This window comes from Kiloniella litopenaei (assembly GCF_000982415.1).
Taxonomy (GTDB): Bacteria; Pseudomonadota; Alphaproteobacteria; order Kiloniellales; family Kiloniellaceae; genus Kiloniella; species Kiloniella litopenaei.
Genome location: NZ_LANI01000001.1, coordinates 1 through 24022, shown reverse-complemented (window position 1 = coordinate 24022; position 24022 = coordinate 1). Strand labels below are relative to the sequence as shown.

Sequence of the window (24022 nt, the reverse complement as noted above, 5' to 3'; positions counted from 1 at the left end):
TGGCGATAAAATATACGTCAAACATACTTCCGAACCGCCCGACCACTCACGCGTGTAAACAATTCATAAGCTGAGGTTCCGGCCATGGCGGCGGCGTTTTCGACGGGGCTGTGGTTGCCGAATATTTCGACCATGGAGCCGATTTCCCGGGCTTCTTTGGGAACGGCTGTTAGATCGATGGTGATCATGTCCATGGATACGCGGCCCAGAATTGGCGCTTTGTGGCCGTTGATGCTGACCTGGTGGCCCTCTTTGCTGTCCGGTTTAAACAGGGCGCGCATAACGCCGTCTGCATAGCCGCATAGAATCACGCCAATGGTGCTGTCCCGGTCCAGTTCTGTTGCGCCATAGCCCACGGCTTCACCTGCCTTGAGGTTTTTGACCTGTGCCAATGGTGCGGCAAAGGTGGCGACGGGTTTCAGGCGTGATCCCCGATTTTCGTAATAGTGCGGGTCATGCCCATAGAGACCAATGCCGGGACGTACGAGGTCAAAGTGATAGTCCGGCCCCAGAAAAATTCCGGCGGTGTTGGCCAGGCTGGCTGGGGCGTTCGGGAATTCGGCGCGGATGCGTTTGAAGGCTTCTAACTGTTGTTGATTATGCTCAGACTGCTGTTCATCTGCGCTGGAAAGGTGGCTCATGACCAGCTTGAGATCCAGCCTGTTAAGCCGTGATCTGTTGCCAAGCAGTTGTTCCAGATCCTGCGTTGATAGTCCAAGGCGATTGATCCCGGTTTCAAAGTGCAGGGCGGCAGGGGCAGCGGTATTGTTTGCGGCAATCCAGAGGTCAATACCTTCGAGGTCATAGAGGCAGGGGATAAGGTGATGTTCCCTCAATAAGGCTGCATCAAGACTGAGATAGGGGGAGAGCACATAGATTGTCGCCTCGGGGAAGAGGGCGCGCAGTTTTACGCCTTCACCGACCAGCGCAGCAAAGAAGGTTTTACAGCCTTCTGCCCAAAGTGCCTCGGCCACGCGCTCTGCGCCCATGCCATAGGAATTGGCTTTGAGCACCCCGGCACAGCTGCTGCCACTCTGACCTACTGTATCACGCAGGGTTTTGAAGTTTGAGACTACAGCGCCGAGATCAACGGTTAACCGGGGGCTGGTGCCTGAAAAATCAGATGTGCTTTGGGGCTGGGACTTCGAGTGTGACTGGGGCTTGGTCATGCTGCTGGCTCTATTTATATAATCTTCCCACTTAACTTATCTTCATGGTCCATGCAGAGCTTTCTGTATGTTGTTATTTATGCCCAGAGGAAAAGTGACTTGGGAAGAGTATAGGGGCTGCAACATTTCAGTGCAGCCCCTATAATTAAGTTATTAACTTGTTTTTGTGCTTTTAGCTGTTAAGTGCCTGCTCGATATAGAGCTGACGCAAACGCTTGGTCAAAGCACCCGGTTTGCCATCGCCAATTTTCTCGCCATCAAAGGAGACAACGGGCGTCACAAAGGTCGTGGCAGAGGTCACAAAAGCCTCGGCAGCATTGCGCACTTCGTCGAGGGTAAAGGGACGTTCCTCAACTTCCATATCGGCTTCATTGGCAAGGGAAAGCACAGCGCGGCGGGTGATGCCGTGCAGGATTTCATTGCCCAGATGGCGGGTGATGATCTTGCCTTCCTTGCTGATGATATAGGCGTTGTTCGAACTGCCTTCGGTCACAAAACCATCTTCGTACATCCACGCATCGTCTGCGCCCGCAACCACGGCGGCCTGTTTGGCGAGGGCCGGAGCCAGAAGGCCAACGGTCTTGATATCCCGACGTTGCCAGCGAATATCTGGAACAGAGATTACGGACAGGCCGCGTTCCGCAGCGGGGCTGTTCAGCAGGTTCTTTTCCTGTGTGAACATAACCAGTGACGGGGTGGCATCTTTCGGGAAAGCAAAGTCACGATCTGCGGCACCCCGGGTGATTTGCAGATAAAGCCCGCCTTCTTTCAGGCCGTTTTGTTTGATCAACTCGTTTTGAATGGTCACGATGTCATCCATGGAAACCGGGCTGGTCATCTGCAGCTCATCCAGCGAGCGTTGCAGGCGGACAAGATGCGCCTGATTGTCGATCAAACGGCCTTCCAACACGGTGGAAACCTCGTAAACGCCATCGGCAAAAAGAAATCCGCGATCAAAAACGGAAACCTTGGCGTCTTCTTCGGGCAGGTAAGACCCGTTTACATAAACTGTTCTGCTCATATCTCTTATTCCTTATGACCCTATAGGGTCTTAACCCCAGAGTGCTTTTTCAGGCGGGGCAATTTCAACACCCGTGAAAACCAGACCGGGTTCACAATCTTCTGCCAACAGCAACGGCGCATCCAGATCCACAACCTTGCTGCCCTGGGCAACAACCATGGCCGGGGCCATGGCAAGGGAAGATCCCAGCATACAGCCCGTCATGATTTCAAAGCCGAGCTTTTCAGCTTCCTGTTTCATGGCGAGGGCTTCGGTCAAGCCACCGGTTTTATCCAGCTTGATGTTGATCATGTCGTACTTGCCAACAAGCTTGGGTAGGGAGGCACGATCGTGACAGGACTCATCAGCGCAAATTGTAATCGGACGATCCAGCTCCCTGAGCAGATCGTCATCACCTGCGGGGAAAGGCTGTTCAATCATTTCCACGCCCAGCTTGACCAGTTCGGGTACGATGGCGTCGTATACCTCTTTGGTCCAGGCTTCGTTGGCATCAACCACGATACGCGCTGTTGGGTGGCCTTTGCGCACCGCTGCAACACGGGCCAGATCACCTTCGCCGCCCAGCTTGAGCTTTAGAAGCGGCTTGTCTTGATTGTCACGGGCATCCTGTTCCATGGTTTCCGGATCGGACAGCGACAGGGTGTAAACCGTTGTGGCGGGTTTCATCGCGATATCAGCGATTTCCCACGCTCGTTTGCCAGCCTTTTTGGCCTCCAGATCCCAAAGTGCGGCATCAACGGCAAAGCGTCCGGCACCTGCGGGCATGGCGGTTTGCAGTTCAGTACGGGTCATGCCAGCTTCGAGCGTGGGCAGGATTTCATTGATCTGTGCAGTAACAGATTCTACGGACTCACCATAGCGAGGATAGGGAACGCACTCGCCCTGTGCCTTGATGCCGTCTTCTTCGATATAAACGTTGAGCACGACAGCTTCGGTTTTGGACCCACGGGAAATGGTAAAGGACCCGCGGATTGGCCAAGGGGTAGAAGAGATTGTTACTTTGCGGCTCATGACAGATTATCCACGATTGCGGCAACGCCTGTGCGTACAGGATCAACCGTTGGCAAACCGAATTCTTCTTCTGTTTTTGCCAAATAGGCTTTGGCCTCTTCGTCGCTCAGCTTTGACGTGTTGATTGCGATACCAACAAATTTTGCGTCCTTGTTGGTCAGTTTAGCCGCTGCAAGATTGGCTTCCATACATTCCTTGATGGATGGCAGCCCAAAGTCTGGAAGACCCCGCATGTGTGTGCGTGTTGGCTCGTGACAAAGGACCAGAGCATCGGGCTGTGACCCGTGGATCAGGCCGAGTGTTACGCCAGCGAAAGAGGCATGGAACAACGATCCCTGACCTTCGATGATATCCCAGTGGTCGTCATCATTGGCGGGGGCGTGGGTTTCTATGGAACCGGAAATAAAATCAGCAGCCACGGCATCAACGGAAACACCGTCCCCGGTAATCAGGATGCCGGTTTGGCCTGTTGCGCGGAAGTCAGCCTTGACCCCACGGGCGCGCAGTTCTTTTTCAATGGCAAGGGTGGAATACATTTTTCCGCAAGAGCAATCTGTTCCCACGGCCAGCAAGCGTTTGCCCGGACGTTTTGTGCCTGCGGCCACCGGATAGCTGCGGGATGGGTGGCGTACATCGTGGATTTCACGGCCCAAACGTTTTGCGGCTTCTGCCAGTTCGGGAACATCGGCAAGCTTGTTGTGAAGACCTGCGGCCAGATCAAGGCCCGCTTCCATAGCTTCGATCAGGGCCTTTACCCAGGTTGCATCAATAACACCACCGCGGTTGGCAACACCGACAACCATGCTTTTGGCGCCCTTGGAAACGGCTTCGGCGGGTGTCATGTCGGTCAAGCCCAGATCTGCGTTACAGCCATCCAGACGAAGCTGCCCGACACAGTTTTCCGGACGCCAGTCTTTAATACCTTGGGCGACCTTGGCAGCAAGGGGATCAGCCGCGTTGCCGAGGAAAAGAAGATAAGGTGTTTTAATGCTCATACTTGTTACTCCCGCATTGCATCTCTTTTGGGATGCAAGGTTGTGTTCTTATGTACTGTCGGGTGATGACAGTCAGTTTGGTTTCTGGCAGGTCGTCTCTGGAAACTATTTTGTATAGTCTTACCAGTTTGGGCCAGTTTGGACCAGTTTTGGTCAATTTTGCGAATATTATGACAAGATTGACCTCGAAATGTTTCCTAAATTTTAGTATCTATGATTTTATTTTTGAAATAAATTTCTAAAATACAGTCAAGATACAGGAAAATATTCGATGGACAAGATAGATGCGAAAATTCTTACAGCTATTCAAAAGGATTGCAGAATACCAATCGCAACCTTGGCGGATCAGGTTGGCTTGTCCCCTTCGGCCTGTCATCGCCGTGTGAAGATTTTAGAATCTGATGGTCAGATCGCAGGCTATGTGGCGAGGCTGGATCCCAAGGCTCTGGGCTATTCCATCGAGATTTTTATGGAAATAACCCTGACATCCCAGAGTGAAGAGGCTTTTGACAAGTTTGAGACCGCCGTGAAGGCAACGCCTGAAATCTCTGAATGTTATTTCATGGCCGGACAGGCTGATTATCTAATGCGGATCGTGGCGAAGAACGTTGCGGACTATGAACGTATTCACCGATCTGCCTTGTCCCGATTGCCGGGCGTGGCACACATGCAATCTAACTTTACCCTGCGAACGGTCAGACCCTGGCGCGGATATCCTGTGGCCGATAACCTTTAAAGCACGCTTTAATGTCATCGGACCTTCAGATTGCTGATCTTTTTGACTATTGATACTTATCGTGTATTCGTTTCATGGTGCCATCATCGTGCATGTCCTGAATGGCTCGGCCAATTTTATCGAGCAAAGCCAGATGTTTAGATTTGCGGGACATGGCAAAATAAAGCGGTACTTCGACATCGGGATTGTAGTCTGCTTTTTCCAGTCGTCCTTTAAAGCCTTTGGATAGGACTTCATACGATGCATTTGGGTCTGTGCCGACATAGGTATCAATTCGGTTTGAACTGAGCATGGGCAACAGCATTTGTTCTTTTGCGACGTCAACTTTGGAAATAGCTGTATCTTTATTAAAGGGGTCAAAGTAATGAGATTTGGATACGTATCCCACCCTTAATTTATAAAGATCGTTATAGTTAGCAAGGATATTTGCTTCGCCCTTTCTGACATAAAATACAACTGATACTGCGGAATAAGGCGGCGTGGAATAGGCTAAATATTTCTCACGATCTTCATTTTTTGCCACCCCGGAAAACAGATCCAGAGAGCCATTTTCCAATTCCAGCAGGCACCGTTTGAAAGGGCAAACCCTGGGCTGTAATGTGATACCCAAACGTTTTTCAAGCTCTAGACCGATATCATAATTGATACCATAAATCTGAGGTTGTTCCGTCATCCCATAGGGCGGCCAATGAGAAAACCCGTACCTGATTATCTCGTTAGCAATTACTGGTTTTAATAACAGCAAAGGAGTAAGTAAAACGGATAAGACGCATAATGTTCGGTATCGTTTTTTTGTCACTAACATTTATTTTACCTTAGGCTGTCAGCAAGCCCTGTAAGTATAGCAAACAAATGTTAATCGTCGAATAATGTAATTTATTATCAATAAACGCACAAAATGTTGTTTCTAAGTTTCGTGGTTACTTAATTGAAAATAATAATAAAACTTCTCGTGTGTATGTAAAAAATTTATCAAATGATAAAAAAAATTGACTAGCCTTGCCATTTCACTTTAGAATTATACCAAACAGGGATAGATACCACCCCACAAGAGGGCGGATCTAACGTCAAAAGTATAATAATTATATATACGTCAGGGAGATTTTGGATGAGTACCAACGCCGGTAGTCGACCCGATATCCAGTCTAGCCGTCTTGAAGATGAAGACTATAGCAAGAATTTTAGCGATATCCATCCGCCACTTAGTAAGCACGAGGCCTTTGTCGAAGCAGATCGTTGTTATTTCTGTTATGACGCACCATGTACCGTTGCATGCCCGACATCAATTGATATTCCGATGTTCATTCGCCAGATTGCTGCGGATAATCCCAAAGGATCTGCCAAGACGATTTTTGAACAGAATATCCTTGGTGGCATGTGTGCCCGTGTCTGCCCAACAGAAACGCTGTGTGAGCAAGCGTGTGTGCGTGAAGAAGCAGAGGGCAAGCCCGTTAAGATCGGTCTGCTTCAACGCTTTGCGACAGATCACCTTCTTGAGGATGGGGATAAGGTTTTTAAACGCGCGGCTTTGACAGGCAAGCGTGTTGCTGTGGTCGGTGCCGGGCCAGCCGGACTTTCCTGTGCACACCGTCTGGCGATGCACGGTCATGATGTGGTTGTTTATGATGCCCGTGAAAAAGCTGGCGGCCTGAATGAATACGGTATTGCGGCCTATAAGTCCGTAAACAATTTTGCCCAGAAGGAAGTAGAATTCCTGCTTTCTATTGGTGGTATTACCATCGAAAATGGCAATCGCCTTGGCGAGACGATTTCCCTTGCAGATCTTAGACAGAATTTTGATGCGGTTTTCCTGGGGATGGGTCTTGCCGGTATTAATGCCTTGCGTGCCGAAGGTGAAGATCTGGATGGCGTATTGGATGCGGTTTCCTACATTGCCGATCTTCGTCAGGCAAAGGACCTGTCGAAAATAGCTGTTGGCCGTAAAGTAGTTGTCATCGGGGGCGGTATGACCGCGATCGATGTCGCAGTTCAGACCAAGTTGCTGGGCGCAGAAGAAGTGACAATTCTTTACCGCCGCGGCAAGGAGCAGATGAACGCCAGTGAATATGAACAGGAACTGGCACAAACCAACGGTGTCACAATCCGTCACTGGATCAAGCCAAACAAACTGATCGGTGAAAATGGCAAGGTTGTCGCCATTGAATGTGAATATACCGAAAATAAAAACGGTTCTTTGACGGGCACGGGGGAAACCCTGACCCTGGATGCTGATATGGTGTTCAAGGCAATTGGTCAGAACTTTGTCGCGGCCCCGTTGAACGGATCTGCCGAAGCAATTGAACTGGATAGTGGTCGTATCAAGGTAGATGAAAATCGCCGCACCAGCCTGGGTAATGTCTGGGCCGGGGGGGATTGCATCGCGGGTGGTGAAGATCTCACCGTCGCAGCGGTAGAGGACGGAAAGGTTGCTGCCGAAGCAATCAATGACGTGCTGAGCGCTTAGAAACAGTCGCTGGCTACTGCTTATCACTTTGGGAATATTATTAATTTTCAGAATATTCCCGCTCTTACGACACTCCTTATTTAAGGAATACGATTATGGCTGATATTAGTTGCAATTTCCTCGGTATTAAATCCCCGAACCCCTATTGGTTGGCGTCTGCACCACCAACAGATAAAGAATATAACGTTGTGCGTGCCTTCGAAGCTGGCTGGGGCGGCGTGGTCTGGAAGACATTGGGTGAAAACCCGCATGTTGTTAATGTAAATGGCCCGCGTTACGGGGCAATCCATGGCCCGGACCGCCGTTTGTTGGGGCTTAATAATATAGAGCTGATTACAGATCGTTCACTTGAAATCAATCTGGAAGAAATCACGCGGGTAAAAAAGAACTGGCCGGATCGTGCCTTGATTGTTTCCCTGATGGTTCCTTGCGAAGAGCAAAACTGGATTGATATCCTCAAACGTGTCGAAGACACAGGTTGTGACGGGGTCGAGCTGAACTTCGGTTGCCCACACGGTATGTCTGAACGTGGCATGGGTGCGGCTGTTGGCCAGGTGCCTGAATATGTCGAGATGGTCACCCGTTGGTGCAAAACCCATACTGATATGCCTGTGATCGTAAAGTTGACACCAAACATTTCCGATGTGCGTCAGTCTGCACGGGCGGCGCACCGCGGTGGTGCAGATGCGGTTTCCCTGATTAACACGATTAATTCTATTGTGTCTGTTGATCTGGATTTAATGGCACCAAACCCAACGGTTGATGGCAAGGGAACACACGGTGGGTATTGTGGTCCGGCCGTGAAGCCTATTGCGCTGAATATGGTTGCTGAAATTGCCCGTGACCCGGAAACCCATGGTTTGCCGATTTCCGGTATTGGCGGGATCACAACCTGGAAAGATGCCGCCGAGTTTATGGCGCTGGGGTCCGGTTCTGTGCAGGTCTGTACGGCTGCAATGACCTATGGCTTTAAAATCATTGAAGAACTGAATGCGGGACTGTCCAACTGGATGGACGAGCAGGGCTATGACAAACTGGATGATTTTGTGGGTCGTGCTGTACCGAACGTAACCGATTGGCAGTATTTGAACCTGAACTACATTGCCAAGGCGAAAATTGATCAGGATGCCTGTATCAAGTGTGGTCGTTGTCATATTGCTTGCGAAGATACGTCACATCAGGCGATTACCTCAATGGTTGATGGCGTTCGTAAGTTTGAGGTGATTGACGAGGAATGCGTTGGCTGTAACCTCTGTGTCAGTGTTTGTCCCGTGGAAAACTGTATTACCATGGAGCAGATGACCGAAGGCAGTGATCCGCGGACAAACAAGCCTATCGATCATGATTATGCAAACTGGACAACGCATCCAAATAATCCTTCTGCTGCGAAAGCTGCAGAATAGGGGTGTTAATATTGATCTGGTAATTTTTATCTGACGCGTTATCTTTCGCGGCCTGATTTTTTTCGGGCTTGAAAAGAATTATCGAGCCATTAAAGGAAGATAGCGTGTCAGTCAGATCTAATCCGGAAGCGTCAACGCTATCCCCAAACTCTGATAATCAGACATCAAATAATCGAACAGCGCATGGTGCCATGTTGCTGTTCATCTTTTTTGTGAGTACGTCTTTTCCTGTTGGTTCAGCGATAACGCATGCACTTGACCCCAGTGCTTTGACATTCCTCCGCTTTGTTATTGCCTCTGGCGCGTTTGGGCTGCTGTTGTTGGTAAAAAAACAATGGCCGTGGCAGGGATCGGGGCCTGGCCCCCTTTTGCTTCTTAAATATTTCTGGCTTGGCTTTTTGCTCGTCGTCTTTTTTATCACAATGTTCGAAGGCCTTCGTTGGGGCAGTGCGGTTAACTTGGGGGCCGTCTTTACCCTTATTCCAATGATGACAGCTGTTATTGCCTTCTTTTTGTTAGGACAGCGAGCAACTCTTCGTTTGTGGGTTGGCCTTATTATCGCGGCTCTTGGGGCAATCTGGATTGTTTTTGGCGGCAGTATAGAAAATTTACTCAACTTTTCCCTTGGTAAGGGAGAGCTGATATTCTTGGTTGGTTGTTTTAGTTACAGTGCCTATTCGCCGTTTGTCCGCAAATACCATGGTGGTGAAAACCTGTTGGTTCTAACGTTCTGGACCCTTGTCGCTGGTATGATTTTGCTGGGTATCTATGGGTTTGATGATATTCGAACAAGTCCGTGGGGACAGCTTGATTGGTCAATTTATGCTGCGATTGTATATCTTGCCCTGTGCAATACAGCTTTGACTTTTTATCTGCTGAAGTTTGCAAGCTTTCGACTGCCCGCAGCAAAGGTGATGGCCTATACTTTTCTGACCCCTGCGATTGTCCTTGTTATTCAAAGTATCATTTCTGGTTCTGTACCCGATATGAAACTGATTATCGGTGTGATCATTACGGCCTCAGCTATGATTTTCTTGCAAAGAAGTGCGGATCAATCTCGGAATGATTGATAAGTGGACAGACCTAAAAGGTCTTACCTTGGTTTGATGCCTTCAAAAAAGACTGTGCTGATGGTCTGTCCCGCCTTTTCATAGTAATCCGGTTGATCGACCGCATCACCTAATATGGCGCGCATCTGAATTTTGAAATCTGCATAGTGCTGTGTTGTAGCCCATATCATGAAAATAAGGTGATAAGGGTCAACCTTGGCCAATTTTCCAGTCTTTACCCAGTGGTGAATGACACCTGCTTTTTCATCAACCAGATCCTTGAGTGATCCCTTTAGAACGTGCTCAATCATCGGTGCGCCATGAAGGATTTCATTGGCAAACAGGCGTGACGCGGTTGGGTCGTTTTGGGACATCTTTAGTTTCAGGCTGGTGTATTTACCAATTTCTTCGATGGGGTCGCCGTCCGGGTCAAGTTCTGTTAGTGGGGTTAACCATTCATCCAGAGTTCGTTCAAGTACCGAGATATAAATATCTTCTTTGCGCCGGAAATAATATAACAGGTTCGGCTTTGACATTTCTGCCTTCTGCGCAATCTGGTCAATGGTTGTGCCACGGAAACCAAAAGTGGCAAAAATATCAAGGGCTGCTTCCAGTATTTTTGCCTCGTTTTTTGCCTGTATGCGTGTACGTTTTTTTGTTTGACCGGCTCTTGGGTTCATGACCACTAATTTTTTTCCTCTTAAAGGATTGACCTATCGGGCTCCGATACCCTTGAGAACAATCTCTATAGCATTGTCTTTTGCTGTTTGATACTGCTTATCACTTAGGGGCTTACCACCGTTCAAGGTTTCGATCTGGTGATTGAAATCGGCATAGTGTTGTGTTGTTGACCAGATCATGTAGAGCAAATATTGAGGGTCAACAGGGTTAATTCGCCCCTGATCTATCCATCGTTGAATGATTGACACTCTTGATTCTGTCCAATCCTTTAACGTTGTTTCCAGATAGTCCTGAATAACGGGGGCGCGACGAATAATTTCATTAGCCCAGACTTTTGACCCCATGGGATTTTCACGAGATATATCCATTTTCTTTTCAATATATCGGGTCAGAGCTTCGACAGGGTCGTCACAGTCATCAAATGAATCAGCAGCCTGTAGCCATATGTTAAAAATGTTGTCAACAACCTGGCGATAAAGGGCTTGTTTGGTAGGAAAGTAGTAGTGCAGATTAGCTTTGGGGATTTTTGCCCTTTCAGCAATCATACTGGTGGTTGCTCCTTGAAAACCATACTCGGCAAAAACACTCTCGGCAGCCTTGAGAATTATCTTTTCTTTTTCTTGCCGAACCTTTGCCTTAGAGTTTGATTTTATTGCTCTTTCCGTTTTTATCATTTTGTTTCCTGCCGTGTTGTCCCGGCGGGATCCGGCATGTGTTTTTAGTGTTGACCAGATGGTCAGGATTTAGTAGCGTTAATTTGACCAAATGGTCAGGAATTTAAGAAAATGATCTTAAATATTGACCATAAAGTAAATAATTATCAAGGCAGGTTAAACAACTGCCAAAATAAAAACAAGGCCGGGGACTTAAGACACCGGTAGTACAGGGAGTATAGGTACATGCGTAAAATAGGTGGCAACAACTGATCTGATCGAACTTCATGCCAAAGATATCTTGTTCGTTGAGTTATCTTTTAAATCTAAACAACAAAAACCGTGAAAGTATAGAGTAACGATTTATGTTGTTTTGGCTGCTTACCTTTTTATGACGCAACAACAGATATCTGTTGTTGGCGTAAAACATTATCTTTTCCTTCACCCCCGTTGTCCTACGGCCATTCGTCATAGGTTGCTTTCTGTTTGCGAAATGTATGTGCAAACAGGATGCGATAAATTGAAATGTAAAAGCGTTTTAGCGCTTGATTAATTTATGGGTGGTGAAAATGGAACGGATCAGTAATGCCATTGCGGGCGAAAGACGCCTTTCTTCCAGTACGCGAAGTTCTCAGGTTTTTAACCCGGCGACGGGCGAACAAATTGCAGAGCTTCCTCTTTCGACGGTTGATGAAGTCAACCAGGCGGTTGCTTCTGCCAAAGCCGTTGCAAAAGAGTGGGGCGCAACGCCGCCGCTAAAACGTGCTCGTTATATGTTCCGTTTCAAGGAATTACTGGATGCGCATGCGGATGACATCGCGCGCGAGATTAGCCGTGAACACGGCAAAACGCATGATGATGCCTTGGGTGAAGTGGCGCGTGGTATCGAGGTTGTTGAATTTGCTTGTGGTATTCCACAGCTTCTAAAAGGCGAGTTCAGCCGTAATGTTGGCCCTCAGGTGGATAGCTATTCAGATCGACAACCTTTGGGGGTTGTTGCTGGTATTACGCCTTTTAATTTCCCTGCGATGGTGCCGCTTTGGATGTATCCAATCGCAATTGCTGCGGGGAATACCTTTGTTCTCAAACCGTCAGAGCGTGACCCGTCTGCCCCGATGCTGGTATGGGATCTCTTTAAAAAAGCAGGTTTCCCCGATGGTGTGTTGAACGTTGTTCATGGTGATAAAGAAGCCGTTGATACGCTTTTGGATCATCCGGATGTGAAGGCAATATCTTTTGTCGGGTCAACACCGATTGCGGAATATGTTTATTCTCGTGGAACAGCAAAAGGCAAACGTGTTCAGGCCCTTGGTGGTGCCAAAAACCATATGATCATTATGCCGGATGCGGATATGGATAAAGCCGCTGATGCTTTGATGGGGGCCGGATACGGTTCTGCAGGGGAACGCTGTATGGCGATTTCGGTTGCTGTTCCTGTTGGTGACGAGACGGCTGACAAGCTGGTTGAAATTCTCAAGCCCCGGGTTGAAAGCATGCGCATTGGCCCAAGTACAGATGCCGATGCGGATATGGGGCCAGTCATTACCAAAGCGCATCAGGAAAAGGTTCTTGGCTATATTGATCAAGGCGTAGCACAGGGGGCTGATCTTGTCGTTGATGGGCGTGATTTCAAGCTACAGGGTTATGAAGAGGGGTACTTTGTCGGCGGGACACTTTTTGACCGTGTCACCGATGATATGACGATCTACAAAGAAGAAATTTTCGGCCCGGTTCTATCCGTCCTCCGCGCCAAAGATTACGATCATGCTGTTGATTTAATTAACAAACATGAATATGGAAATGGCACGGCAATCTTCACTCGTGACGGGGATGCGGCCCGGTCATTTGCCGATGATATCGAGGTCGGCATGGTTGGTGTGAATGTGCCAATTCCTGTGCCGGTTGCCTATCATTCCTTTGGTGGATGGAAGCGGTCTCTTTTTGGGGATCATTCAATCTATGGCCCCGAAGGTGTACGTTTCTATACCAGGTTGAAAACGGTGACGACGCGTTGGCCCGCAGGCATCAAGGAAGGCGCGGTCTTTACCTTCCCGAATATGGATTAAGATAAAAGGCATCGGGAACGGCGAACAGCTTGGTTCCGGTGCCTTTTTCAATAGAGACAACGAATTAAAAGAAAATATTTTTTCAGGGAGCTTATCATGAGCAAACCAGCCGATAATATGCATATCAATTCCCCCAGATTATGGGATTCATTGATGGAGATGGCAAAGATTGGTCCCGGTGTTCGCGGAGGAAATAATCGCCAGACCCTAACCGATGAAGATGCCGAGGGACGCCACCTGTTTAGACGTTGGTGTGAAGAGGCAGGCATGACCGTCGGTATTGACAGCATGGGGAATATGTTTGCCCGTCATGAAGGAACGGACCCGAGTTTGTTACCTGTGATGGTCGGCTCTCACCTGGACACACAGCCGACGGGTGGAAAGTATGACGGTGTTCTCGGGGTTCTTGCAGGACTTGAGATTGTTCGTACCCTGAATGATATGGGCATCAAGACCAAGCGAGCGATTGAGGTTGTGAACTGGACCAACGAAGAGGGGACGCGTTTTGCCCCTGCGATGTTGGCATCCGGCGTTTTTGCCGGGGTTCATACCCAGGACTGGGCTTATGACCGCGAAGATGCCGAAGGGTTGAAATTTGGCGATGAACTAAAACGCATTGGCTTTGTCGGGGATGAACCTGTGGGGCAGAGAAAGCTCCACGCAATGTTTGAACTCCACATTGAGCAGGGACCAATCCTTGAAGACGAGAATGTCGATATTGGTGTCGTGACCCATGGTCAGGGTTTGAACTGGTTACAGGTAACGCTAACGGGTAAGGAGAGCCATACAGGTTCAACACCGATGCCAAAGCGTGTAAATGCGGGTCTGGGCGCGGCACGTATTACCGAATTGGTGAACGATATTGCCTTGCGATATGCCCCGCATGCGGTGGGGGCTGTTGGACATATGGATATCTATCCAAATTCACGTAATATCATCCCGGGTAAAGCGGTCTTTACCATTGATTTCCGACATCCGAACAAGGATGTGATCACTGCAATGGAACAGGCTCTGCGATTTGAAGGGCGCGAGATTGTTGAAGAAATCGGCCTGACAATGGAAATTGAACAGGCTGGTGCCTTTGACCCCGTTACCTTTGACGAGGGTTGTGTCTCTGCTGTTCGTAATGCTGCGGTACGCCTTGGCTATTCCCACCGTGATATTGTGTCCGGTGCCGGACATGATGCCTGTTGGATCAATCGCGTTGCACCAACGGCCATGGTTATGTGTCCATGTGTTGACGGGCTTAGCCATAATGAAGACGAAGAAATTTCGCCTGAATGGGCAGGTGCAGGGGCTGATGTTTTATTCCATGCTGTCGTCGAAACCGCTGAAATCGTAGAATAAAGAAAGGGTGAAATCATGAGCACAGTTATCAAAGGCGGTACTGTTGTTACCGCAGATTTATCTTACGAAGCAGATGTTTTGGTCGAAGGTGGGAAAATCACCGAAATCGGACAAAACCTCTCGGGCAATGAAACCCTGGATGCCACGGGGTGTTACATCATGCCAGGTGGGATTGACCCTCACGTTCATCTTGAAATGCCCTTCATGGGAACGCATTCTGCAGACAATTTCGAAAGCGGTACGCGGGCTGGCTTGGCCGGGGGGACAACCATGGTGGTTGATTTCTGTCTGCCTGCGCCGGGACAGTCCCTCATGGAAGCACTGGCCATCTGGCAACAGAAATCAGGTGCTGCCTGTGCAGACTATTCATACCACATGGCGGTAACATGGTGGGGTGAACAGGTCTTCAATGAAATGGAAGAGGTTGTTGGCCGCGGGATCAATACTTTCAAGCACTTTATGGCCTATAAAGGGGCCTTGATGGTTGATGATGATGAGATGTTTGCATCTTTTCAGCGTTGTTCTGCTTTGGGGGCAATGCCCTTGGTTCATGCGGAAAACGGAGACGTCGTTGCGACCCTTCAACAACGATTACTTGCCGAAGGAAACAATGGCCCCGAAGCTCATTCCTACTCCAGACCGCCAGAGGTCGAGGGCGAAGCCGCTAACCGTGCCATCATGATTGCCGATATGGCGGGTGTACCGCTTTATATTGTCCATACGTCCTGTGAGCAGGCGCATGAAGCCATTCGCCGCGCACGTCAAAAGGGAATGCGTGTTTTTGGGGAACCGCTTATTCAACATCTGACCTTGGATGATAGCGAATATGCGCACCCCGATTGGGATCATTCTGCGCAACGGGTAATGTCCCCGCCTTTCCGCAACAAACAGCATCAGGACAGCCTCTGGGCTGGTCTGCAATCTGGTTCACTTCAGGTTGTTGCGACAGATCACTGTGCCTTTACGGCTGAACAAAAACGTTTTGGCATTGGTGATTTTACAAAAATTCCTAACGGTACAGGTGGGCTGGAAGACCGGATGCCGATGCTGTGGACCCATGGCGTTCGTACCGGACGTCTGACCATGAATGAATTTGTGGCTGTAACATCAACAAACATCGCCAAGATTTTGAATATGTATCCTAAAAAGGGTGCCGTCATGGTTGGTGCGGATGCTGATTTGGTGGTTTGGGATCCGAACCGTTCAAAAACAATTACGGCAAAGAGCCAGCAGTCTGTCATTGAATACAATGTGTTTGAAGGCAAGGAAGTTACGGGATTGCCTCGCTTTACACTGACGCGGGGCAAGGTTTCTGTCGAAGAAAGCACTGTTAAGGCAGAGCCTGGGCATGGTGAGTTTGTTGCGCGGGATTCATATCCGGCTGTCAATAAAGCACTTTCCAAGTGGAAAGAAATCACCGCACCGCGTAAAGTAGAACGCAAAGCTGAAAATATGCCTGCTGGCGTATAGATTTGCCCGCTGTTTTATGCGTGAAAAGTACAAGCTGAATTGATTTCAGCAAGAAAAAAGGAGTGGCACAATCCAATTTTGTGCCACTTCAAAACAAGAACGATAACTGTCACTAAAGACAGAGTTCTATAAACAGGGAGTTATGCCATGCTGCAATCGACTGCCACAAATACAACTGGCAATGCAACTGGCGCCGGCGGACGTTCAAAACAAGAGACGGCCGAACAGGCAAAAAAGATGGATACAAACAGTATGAACCCAGAGACTATAAATGCTGAAACAGTTCCAATCCAACAAGATCAGGGTGTGAATTCTGTCATAAATATCAATGGATTGTCGCTTACTTTTGAGACAAATGACGGGCCTGTTCATGCACTGTCTGATATTGATCTCACCATCAATCAGGGTGATTTTGTATCTTTTATCGGGCCTTCCGGATGCGGTAAAACGACCTTGCTCAGGGCGGTCGCAGATCTGGAACAGCCCACGGGTGGTGAGCTTTTGGTGAATGGTGTCAGTGCGCGTGAAGCCAGATTAAACCGGGATTATGGATATGTATTTCAAGCTCCGGCACTGTACCCTTGGCGAACCATTGCGGGTAATATATCTCTGCCATTGGAAGTAATGGGAATTCCTAAATCTGAAAGACAGGACCGGATTTCCCGTAATCTGGAGCTCGTCAATCTTGCCGGGTTTGATAAGAAATATCCGTGGCAACTTTCCGGGGGCATGCAACAGCGGGCTTCCATCGCACGTGCACTTTCTTTTGATCCGGAACTTCTGTTAATGGACGAACCATTTGGTGCTTTGGATGAAATTGTCCGTGACCATTTGAATGAACAGCTTTTGCGTCTGTGGGATAAAACGGACAAAACAGTTTTGTTTGTGACACACTCTATACCCGAAGCTGTGTTTCTTTCCTCGAAAATTGTGGTTATGTCCCCAAGACCCGGGCGTATTTACGATGTAATTGATTGTGATTTACCTCGGGATCGCGGGTTGGATATTCGCGAAACACCGGAATTTCTGGAAATTGCCCATCGCGTACGTGAAGGTCTGAAGGAAGGGCATAGCTATGACGACTGATGCTCTGATTTCTCCTGGCGTCGTCAGGGGGCAGGGACTTTGGTCTCGGTTAATGTCCGGGAAAACAGGCCCTGTAATGGTGATTGTCATGGCAATCATCGCTATTTGGTATTTTTCTGCTGTTATGTTGAACAGCCCTTTTCAGGAAGAAATATACAAACGGAATAATATTGAATGGACAACAAGCCAGCTTATCAGTGATACGCTGGAACAAGAACGCCCTGTTCTGCCCGCGCCGCATCAGGTGTTGGTAGAATTGTACAAGACGACAGTTCTAAAGAAAATTACATCGAAACGGTCACTTGTTTACCACAGCTGGATAACGCTTTCGACAACTTTGCTGGGTTTTGTTATCGGGACGGTTCTGGGAATTTTACTCGCTGTAGGCATTGTCCATAATCGCAGCTTGGACAAAAGCCTGATGCCGTGGATTATTTCATCCCAAACCATACCAATTCTGGCAATTGCCCCGATGATTATTGTGGTTCTGAATGCGATCGGAATTCAGGGAATTTTACCCAAAGCTTTTATTGCGACCTATCTCAGCTTCTTTCCCATTACTGTCGGAATTGTTAAGGGTTTGCGTTCGCCAGAGGTTATTCATCTCGACCTGATGCGGACCTACAACGCATCAAACTGGGATCTTTTCTGGAAACTGCGCTGGCCGTCATCGGTACCGTATCTCTTTACAGGCATGAAAGTTGCCATCGCGACCAGTTTGGTTGGCGCGATCGTTGGGGAGCTACCCACAGGTGCCGTCGAAGGGTTAGGGGCAAGATTGCTTGCCGGGTCCTATTACGGTCAAACAGTGCAAATCTGGTCGGCATTGATTGCGGCGGCCTTGTTGGCTGCCGGGCTGGTTTCTCTGGTTGGTATATCCAATAAAATTGTTCTAAAGAAGATGGGGATGGCACAATGATTAGCTTCAGACAATCACTTGCCATTCTGAGCACATTATTCTCACTTCTGGCTGTTATCTTACCTTTGGCAGAGATTAACAATGAAGCCGTTTCACTGTGGTCTGACAGTGGTCTTGGGGCATTTGCTTTAGTTTCCATTTTGGCGTCGGTCGCAATTATTCTCAATCGGTTAAGTGGGTGGATTGCTGATCTGGTGCTCGTGATCCTGCCCCATGCCGGGGCATGGATGCTATTGGCCCGCCTTGATATTGCCGATCAACATCTGACAGCTGGTTTCTGGTGTCTGGTGGTATCTGCATGGTTGATGGCCTGGATTTTGGTTGATCAGCTTTCGGCAAAGAAATCAAATACACCCGCCACAAAGCGCTTCTACAGTATTGTTGTTCCTGTATTATTTGGTGTTTGGTTACTCTTGCTTTGGGAACTCGTTGTTCGCGGGTTAGAAATACCGACGGTGCTTTTGCCTCCTCCAAGTATGATTGGGGCACGGTTTGTGGCATCGACTGATATCCTTTGGGCTGATTTCCAACAAACATTCCTGAAGGCTGTTCTAATTGGATATGTTCTTGGGTGTGGAAGTGCATTTATAACTGCCATTCTGATTGACCGAAGTCCTTTTTTACAACGCGGGTTACTGCCGATTGGAAATCTGGTTAGTGCTCTGCCGATTATCGGGGTGGCCCCGATAATGGTTATGTGGTTCGGCTTTGATTGGCATTCCAAGGCCGCTGTTGTCATCATCATGACTTTTTTTCCAATGCTGGTGAATACGGTGGCTGGGTTATCCATTACCTCGTCCATTGAAAAGGATATGATGAAAACCTATGCGGCGAGCTATTGGCAAAGTTTGATCAAGCTTCGTCTGCCGTCGGCATTGCCATTTATTTTCAATGCCTTGAAAATTAACTCTACCCTTGCCATGATTGGGGCCATTGTTGCCGAATTTTTCGGTACACCGATTGTTGGTATGGGGTTTCGTATTTCAACCGAAGTGGGCCGTATGAACGTCGATATGGTCTGGGCTGAGATTGCAGTAGCTGCGATTGCCGGTACTGCTTTTTATGGAATCATGGTCGTTATCGAACGGGCATGTACATTTTGGCATCCATCTTTTCGAAGCAGTCGTTAATTCGTCGGATTAACTCTGTTTTAAGATGGAACCACAACAGGGAGATAATAATGAATAAACTGTTATTGGGTGCTGCAGCGTTGGCTTTTGGGGTTGCTGGCGGTGTCGCACAGGCTGCTGATACTGTGAACTTACAGCTTAAATGGGTAACACAAGCACAGTTCGCGGGCTATTATGTTGCCAAGGACAAGGGTTTCTATGACGAAGCTGATCTGGATGTAAATATCAAGCCAGGCGGTCCTGATATTGCACCACCACAGGTTATCGCCGGTGGCGGGGCAGACGTGATTGTTGATTGGATGCCATCTGCGCTTGCTTCCCGCGAAAAGGGCGTGCCATTGGTTAATATCGCGCAACCTTTTAAAACATCGGGGATGATGCTGACATGCCGCAAGGAAACAGGCATTACATCCCCTGATGATTTCAAGGGCAGGACACTTGGCGTATGGTTCTTCGGAAATGAATATCCCTTCCTGAGCTGGATGTCTAAACTGCAAATACCGACCAGTGGTGGGGCTGAAGGTGTTTCCGTTTTAAAGCAGGGTTTCAACGTTGATCCACTTCTGCAAAAGCAGGCTGATTGTGTTTCGACAATGACTTATAATGAATATTGGCAGATTATTGATGCGGGAATTCCTGAATCAGAACTGGTCGTTTTCAAGTATGAAGAACAGGGTGTCGCAACACAGGAAGATGGTCTTTATGTGCTTGAAGAAAATCTGAAAGACCCTGCTTTTGTTGACAAAATGGCTCGATTTGTTGCGGCCAGCATGAAAGGCTGGGACTATGCACGTGAAAACCCGCAAGAAGCAGCTGAAATTGTTTTGGAAAATGATGCAACTGGTGCACAGACTGAAAAGCATCAGGTCCGCATGATGGGCGAAATCAACAAGCTGACGGCTGGTTCTGATGGTAAACTTGATCCTGCTGATTATGAACGCACTGTTGATACTCTTTTGAGCGGTGGATCAGATCCTGTGATTACCAAAAAGCCAGAAGGCGCTTGGACCCATGCTGTGGTTGATGCCATTAAATAATGTTGTTTGGTAAGCATATCCTGATTCTGTTGTTTGTTTTCGGGCAAAGTTGTTTAAAGATCAGATATTTTCAGAACAGGTCATTCGAAATTCGGATGGCCTGTTTTTTTTGTTTAGCGTCGTTTTTGTCTGTCGCCATGTTTTCCTTTAATCTTGTCTCGTCCTAGGGTGTACCCCAAAGCAAAGAACCATCAAAAAATAATTTCGCTCCTTAAAAACAAAATAATTTCGGAAAGTAAGTAGCCAGAAAAGCAGTGTTTTTGAATGCTTGTATGCCTGAAATGCATTTTGCTGTATGATATTCTCCAATCATAATCGGATTTAATTTCTTGTTCTGATCATATTTGAGCGTTGTCGGGGGCGGATTTGCCGAATTTTAACTGGCTGGATGCATATCAAATAACCAGTGCCGTGCCTCATTTGGAATTCCCAAAGCTGGGAAATTCGATGAACATGGCCATTACTGTAGCCCTGACCCAAATGGAAAACAGTCAATGGTGGGATGCAGAGAAAATAGAGAAAGCACAGTTTGCGCAGCTTTTTCAACTTGTTAAATACGCCATTAAATCGGTTCCCTATTACAAAGACTTTCCCGTTCCAAGAACACCACAGGAATTACAACATTCCTGGCATACTCTTCCTGTTCTTGAGCGGGGTAATATCACTGGGGAAGGAAGTGACCTTCTCTCGAAGTATCCCCCAAAAAGTCACGGTAAGATCAATACTCAATACACATCTGGATCAACAGGCCAGCCGATAGCAGTCAAAAACACACAGTTAAGTCGAGTATTCTGGCGTGCCTTTACGACCCGAGATCACATTTGGCACGGCAGGGATCCGTCGTGGAAACTGGGACATATTCGCATTGCCAAAACAGGTGTTGCCGAATACCCCGGAACTTTGGGTAAGGGATGGGGGGCATTAAAAGGCAAAGATGCCTTAATTGAAACAGGGCCCATTGCTGGACTTAACATCAATGCAAAACTCGAAGAACAAGCCGAATGGCTTTTACGAAATGAACCGGATTTCCTGATTACCTATCCAAGCGTTATCCAAAGGTTGGCCGAATATTGTTTGCAACAGGGAATACGCCCGAAAAACCTGAAACAGATTGAAACGATTTCAGAGGTTCTGACAGATAAAGTGCGTCATCTTGTTGATCAGGCCTTTGGAGTAAGGATTACGGATCTTTATTCTACGCGTGAACTTGGGTATCTAGGGTTACAGTGTCCCGAGAATGATCATTATCATATTCAAAGTGAAGGGGTTTATCTGGAAGTCGTTGATGAAGATGGACGCGCCTGTCCTGTTGGTGTACCGGGGAAAATTGTTGTGACGCCTTTGCATAACTTTGCCATGCCGCTTATTCGTTATGCTGTTGGGGATTTCGGTGTCATGGGGACGCCTTGTTCCTGTGGGCGTGGTTTGCCTGTTCTGAAATCAATCCTGGGGCGGGAAAGAAACAGGTTGCGACAGCCCGATGGTGAACATCGCTGGATTGCTTTATCGGCGAAGGCCTATGGCGAGATGTTGACGATTGCCCCTGTTCGCGAATACCAGATCGTTCAGGTTTCATTGGATGAATTAACCCTGAATGTCGCCTTGGAAGAAGAGCTAACCGATGATCAGACCAAAGCACTTTCCATGTGGGCCAAGAAGTCTTTGCCTTTTTCTGGAACAGTGCGGGTGGTTTCACACAAAAAACTGGAACGGTCTGCAAATGGAAAGTTGGAATTGTTTCAAAGTTTGATTGAATAAATTTCTGCGGGCCTATGATCTTGTAAAAGGTTTGTAAGGCTGGGTTCCTACTGTTTTTTCTCAATTATCAGTGGACTGTTCCTGAAAAGACTTTTACTCTTTCTCGCTTATAACAAGAATAACTTTTTGGGAGTTCATGATGTTAAAGCACCTCTCCGGAGTGGCAGCCATTGCAACCGGGTTATGTTTGATGACAGCACCTGTGCAGGCTGATTATTCCTTAAACATTTTGCATATTAATGATTTACATTCACGTATTTTGCCGGTGAACAAGTATGATTCTACCTGTGGCGACGAAGACCTTGCCGAAGGTAAATGTTTTGGCGGTTTTGCGCGTGTTTCAAAGGCATTGAACGATCGCCGGGCCGCTCTGGAAGCAAAAGGCGGTAATGTATTGGTTCTGGATGCCGGGGATCAGTTCCAAGGGTCATTGTTTTATACAAATTATAAAGGCCAGGCGGCTGTTGAGCTGATGAACATGACCGGCTTTGATGTCATGACCATTGGTAATCATGAATTTGATGATGGACCCGAAGTCTTTTTGCAGTTTATTGAAAAAGCTAACTTTCCTATCGTTGGTGCCAATACCATTGCGGCACCCGGATCAGCGCTTCGTGGTAAGTACGGTACCTCTATCGTTTTGGAACGTGGTGGCGAAAAAATCGGTGTTATCGGCGCTCTGGCCGAGGATACGGATGAAACGTCAAGCCCGGGCGATAGCATTACATTCTTTGATACTGTAAATGCCGTTCAGCCAATCGTTGATCAGATGCAGGCACAGGGCGTTAACAAAATTATCTTGCTAAGTCACCTGGGTGTGCCGCGTGATAAAGAGGTTGCCAAACAGTTGACCGGTGTTGATGTAATTGTTGGTGGTCATAGTCATACTCTGCTTTCAAATTCCAATGATCGTGCCGAAGGCCCTTACCCTGTTGTTGAAACGGCTCCGGACGGCAAGCAGGTTCCGATTGTTCAGGCCTATGCCTATTCCAAGTTTATGGGTGAGCTGAACCTGACATTTGATGATGAAGGCAATCTAAAGAGCTGGAGCGGGGATACCGTTCTGTTGGATCAGTCCTATCCCGAAGATGCAAAGATCAAGGCACGTGTTGCGGAATTGAACAAGCCATTGGCTGAAATTCAAAAGCGTGAAGTGGGATCAGCCTCTAGTACCATTGATGGTTCACGTTCTGTATGTCGTTCTGGTGAATGTGCCATGGGCAATATGGTTGCTGATGCAATGCTTGCCCGTGTGAATTCTACAGGTGGCGATGCTGTGATTGCGCTTCAGAATGGTGGCGGTGTTCGCGCTTCTATCGATGCGGGGCCAGTGACCATGGGCGAAGTGCTGACAGTTCTTCCGTTCCAGAACTCAATTGCGACTTTCAAACTAAAAGGTGCGCACTTTATCGAAGCGCTTGAAAACGGTCTGTCAAAAGTTGAAGAAGGTGCTGGTCGTTTCCCACAGCTTGCCGGGGCACGTTATACTTGGGATCCAAAGGCCGAGCCGGGATCGCGTGTTGTCTCTGTTGAGGTCGGCAACGAAAAAGACGGTTTTGTCGCTCTTGATGAGAACAAAATCTATAGCATGGTAACGAATAACTATGTTCGTAACGGTGGTGATGGCTATAGCGTTTTGGCAAAGCACGCTATCGATGCCTATGATTTTGGCCCAAGTCTGGAAGATGCCCTTGCTGACTATATCACGGCGAACAGCCCGGTTGAGGGAACTGTTTCCGGACGTATTACGGCTCAAAAGTAAGGTGAAAGTGATTTCAACTTTGATGTGATCAAATTTATAAAGGCCCCGCATATTGCGGGGCCTTTATTGTATGTGGTTATCAGATGCTGTTTCCAGTGATAAATCTATCAGGCCCGTCTGCGTCTGCTGCGACGCTCGCCACGTGCGCCAGCCTGACCTTCTGGGGCTGGCTCGCGGTACTTGCAGATCCAGTTCAGGCAGTCTTTATCCTTTGCAAGCAGAACGTCAGAAGCTCGGATCCCGGCCAGTTCTTCTTCGTGCAGCG

At 48.0% G+C, this 24022-nt stretch carries 20 protein-coding genes; 13 read left to right on the top strand and 7 right to left on the bottom strand.

Going from position 1 to position 24022, the window contains the following annotated elements:
* Positions 1 to 17: 17 nt before the first annotated feature.
* The 4 genes from alr to dgcN all read right to left on the bottom strand — a co-directional run bounded on the left by alr (position 18) and on the right by dgcN (position 4196).
* On the bottom strand, positions 18 to 1169 hold the full coding sequence (gene alr / locus WH95_RS00100; RefSeq protein WP_046501440.1) for an alanine racemase: 1152 nt from the start codon (positions 1167 to 1169) through the stop codon (positions 18 to 20).
* A gap of 172 nt (positions 1170 to 1341) precedes the next feature.
* Positions 1342 to 2190, bottom strand: coding sequence for a D-amino-acid transaminase (locus WH95_RS00095; RefSeq protein ID WP_046501437.1), 849 nt, complete (start codon positions 2188 to 2190; stop codon positions 1342 to 1344).
* Between the two features lie 30 nt (positions 2191 to 2220).
* Positions 2221 to 3201, bottom strand: a complete 981-nt coding sequence (dgcA, locus tag WH95_RS00090) for an N-acetyl-D-Glu racemase DgcA (RefSeq protein WP_046501435.1) — start codon at positions 3199 to 3201, stop codon at positions 2221 to 2223.
* The gene (gene dgcN / locus WH95_RS00085) at positions 3198 to 4196 is read right to left on the bottom strand and encodes an N-acetyltransferase DgcN (RefSeq protein ID WP_046501432.1); all 999 of its coding nucleotides are present in this window, start codon (positions 4194 to 4196) and stop codon (positions 3198 to 3200) included. Before dgcN ends, dgcA begins: the two co-directional genes overlap by 4 nt.
* Before the next feature lie 271 nt (positions 4197 to 4467).
* On the opposite strand from dgcN, the gene WH95_RS00080 reads away from it, so the two are divergent.
* Positions 4468 to 4932, top strand: coding sequence for an Lrp/AsnC family transcriptional regulator (locus tag WH95_RS00080; RefSeq protein WP_046501430.1), 465 nt, complete (start codon positions 4468 to 4470; stop codon positions 4930 to 4932).
* A gap of 46 nt (positions 4933 to 4978) precedes the next feature.
* Here the strand turns inward: WH95_RS00080 and WH95_RS00075 are convergent, their stop codons facing one another.
* Positions 4979 to 5737 carry a substrate-binding periplasmic protein gene (locus WH95_RS00075; protein ID WP_082113910.1) on the bottom strand — a complete coding sequence of 253 codons (759 nt, stop codon included), beginning with the start codon at positions 5735 to 5737 and terminating at the stop codon, positions 4979 to 4981.
* A 303-nt stretch (positions 5738 to 6040) separates the two neighbouring features.
* Between WH95_RS00075 and WH95_RS00070 the strand changes: the two genes are divergently transcribed.
* The 3 genes from WH95_RS00070 (at position 6041) to WH95_RS00060 (ending at position 9869) form a co-directional block, all read left to right on the top strand.
* Positions 6041 to 7396 carry an NAD(P)-dependent oxidoreductase gene (locus WH95_RS00070; protein ID WP_046501428.1) on the top strand — a complete coding sequence of 452 codons (1356 nt, stop codon included), beginning with the start codon at positions 6041 to 6043 and terminating at the stop codon, positions 7394 to 7396.
* A 95-nt stretch (positions 7397 to 7491) separates the two neighbouring features.
* Positions 7492 to 8799 (top strand): NAD-dependent dihydropyrimidine dehydrogenase subunit PreA, encoded by a 1308-nt coding sequence (preA, locus tag WH95_RS00065; protein WP_046501426.1) that lies wholly within the window; start codon positions 7492 to 7494, stop codon positions 8797 to 8799.
* Positions 8800 to 8903: 104 nt separating this feature from the next.
* On the top strand, positions 8904 to 9869 hold the full coding sequence (locus tag WH95_RS00060) for a DMT family transporter (RefSeq protein WP_046501424.1): 966 nt from the start codon (positions 8904 to 8906) through the stop codon (positions 9867 to 9869).
* A gap of 23 nt (positions 9870 to 9892) precedes the next feature.
* On the opposite strand, the gene WH95_RS00055 is transcribed toward WH95_RS00060, so the two are convergent.
* The gene (locus WH95_RS00055) at positions 9893 to 10528 is read right to left on the bottom strand and encodes a TetR family transcriptional regulator C-terminal domain-containing protein (protein ID WP_046501422.1); all 636 of its coding nucleotides are present in this window, start codon (positions 10526 to 10528) and stop codon (positions 9893 to 9895) included.
* A gap of 33 nt (positions 10529 to 10561) precedes the next feature.
* Complete coding sequence (locus tag WH95_RS00050; RefSeq protein ID WP_113771964.1) at positions 10562 to 11203, bottom strand: TetR/AcrR family transcriptional regulator; 642 nt, start codon at positions 11201 to 11203, stop codon at positions 10562 to 10564.
* 548 nt (positions 11204 to 11751) lie between these two features.
* Between WH95_RS00050 and WH95_RS00045 the strand changes: the two genes are divergently transcribed.
* From WH95_RS00045 to WH95_RS00005, 9 genes are all read left to right on the top strand, one after another.
* Positions 11752 to 13248, top strand: a complete 1497-nt coding sequence (locus WH95_RS00045) for a CoA-acylating methylmalonate-semialdehyde dehydrogenase (RefSeq protein WP_046501419.1) — start codon at positions 11752 to 11754, stop codon at positions 13246 to 13248.
* 96 nt (positions 13249 to 13344) lie between these two features.
* Positions 13345 to 14595, top strand: a complete 1251-nt coding sequence (locus WH95_RS00040) for a Zn-dependent hydrolase (protein ID WP_046501418.1) — start codon at positions 13345 to 13347, stop codon at positions 14593 to 14595.
* Between the two features lie 15 nt (positions 14596 to 14610).
* Positions 14611 to 16065 carry a dihydropyrimidinase gene (gene hydA, locus WH95_RS00035; RefSeq protein WP_046501415.1) on the top strand — a complete coding sequence of 485 codons (1455 nt, stop codon included), beginning with the start codon at positions 14611 to 14613 and terminating at the stop codon, positions 16063 to 16065.
* 147 nt (positions 16066 to 16212) lie between these two features.
* Positions 16213 to 17151, top strand: a complete 939-nt coding sequence (locus tag WH95_RS00030) for an ABC transporter ATP-binding protein (protein WP_407060145.1) — start codon at positions 16213 to 16215, stop codon at positions 17149 to 17151.
* The gene (locus WH95_RS00025) at positions 17141 to 18070 is read left to right on the top strand and encodes an ABC transporter permease (protein WP_046501413.1); all 930 of its coding nucleotides are present in this window, start codon (positions 17141 to 17143) and stop codon (positions 18068 to 18070) included. Before WH95_RS00030 ends, WH95_RS00025 begins: the two co-directional genes overlap by 11 nt.
* Positions 18067 to 19200 carry an ABC transporter permease gene (locus WH95_RS00020; protein ID WP_046501412.1) on the top strand — a complete coding sequence of 378 codons (1134 nt, stop codon included), beginning with the start codon at positions 18067 to 18069 and terminating at the stop codon, positions 19198 to 19200. Before WH95_RS00025 ends, WH95_RS00020 begins: the two co-directional genes overlap by 4 nt.
* Before the next feature lie 50 nt (positions 19201 to 19250).
* Entirely contained in the window at positions 19251 to 20237 is a 987-nt protein-coding gene (locus WH95_RS00015) for an ABC transporter substrate-binding protein (protein WP_046501410.1), read from the top strand.
* 366 nt (positions 20238 to 20603) lie between these two features.
* Positions 20604 to 21995: a phenylacetate--CoA ligase family protein gene (locus tag WH95_RS00010; protein WP_052741647.1), complete on the top strand. Its 1392-nt coding sequence runs from the start codon at positions 20604 to 20606 to the stop codon at positions 21993 to 21995.
* A 136-nt stretch (positions 21996 to 22131) separates the two neighbouring features.
* Positions 22132 to 23757, top strand: a complete 1626-nt coding sequence (locus tag WH95_RS00005) for a bifunctional metallophosphatase/5'-nucleotidase (protein ID WP_245622919.1) — start codon at positions 22132 to 22134, stop codon at positions 23755 to 23757.
* The last annotated feature ends 265 nt before the right edge of the window (positions 23758 to 24022 follow it).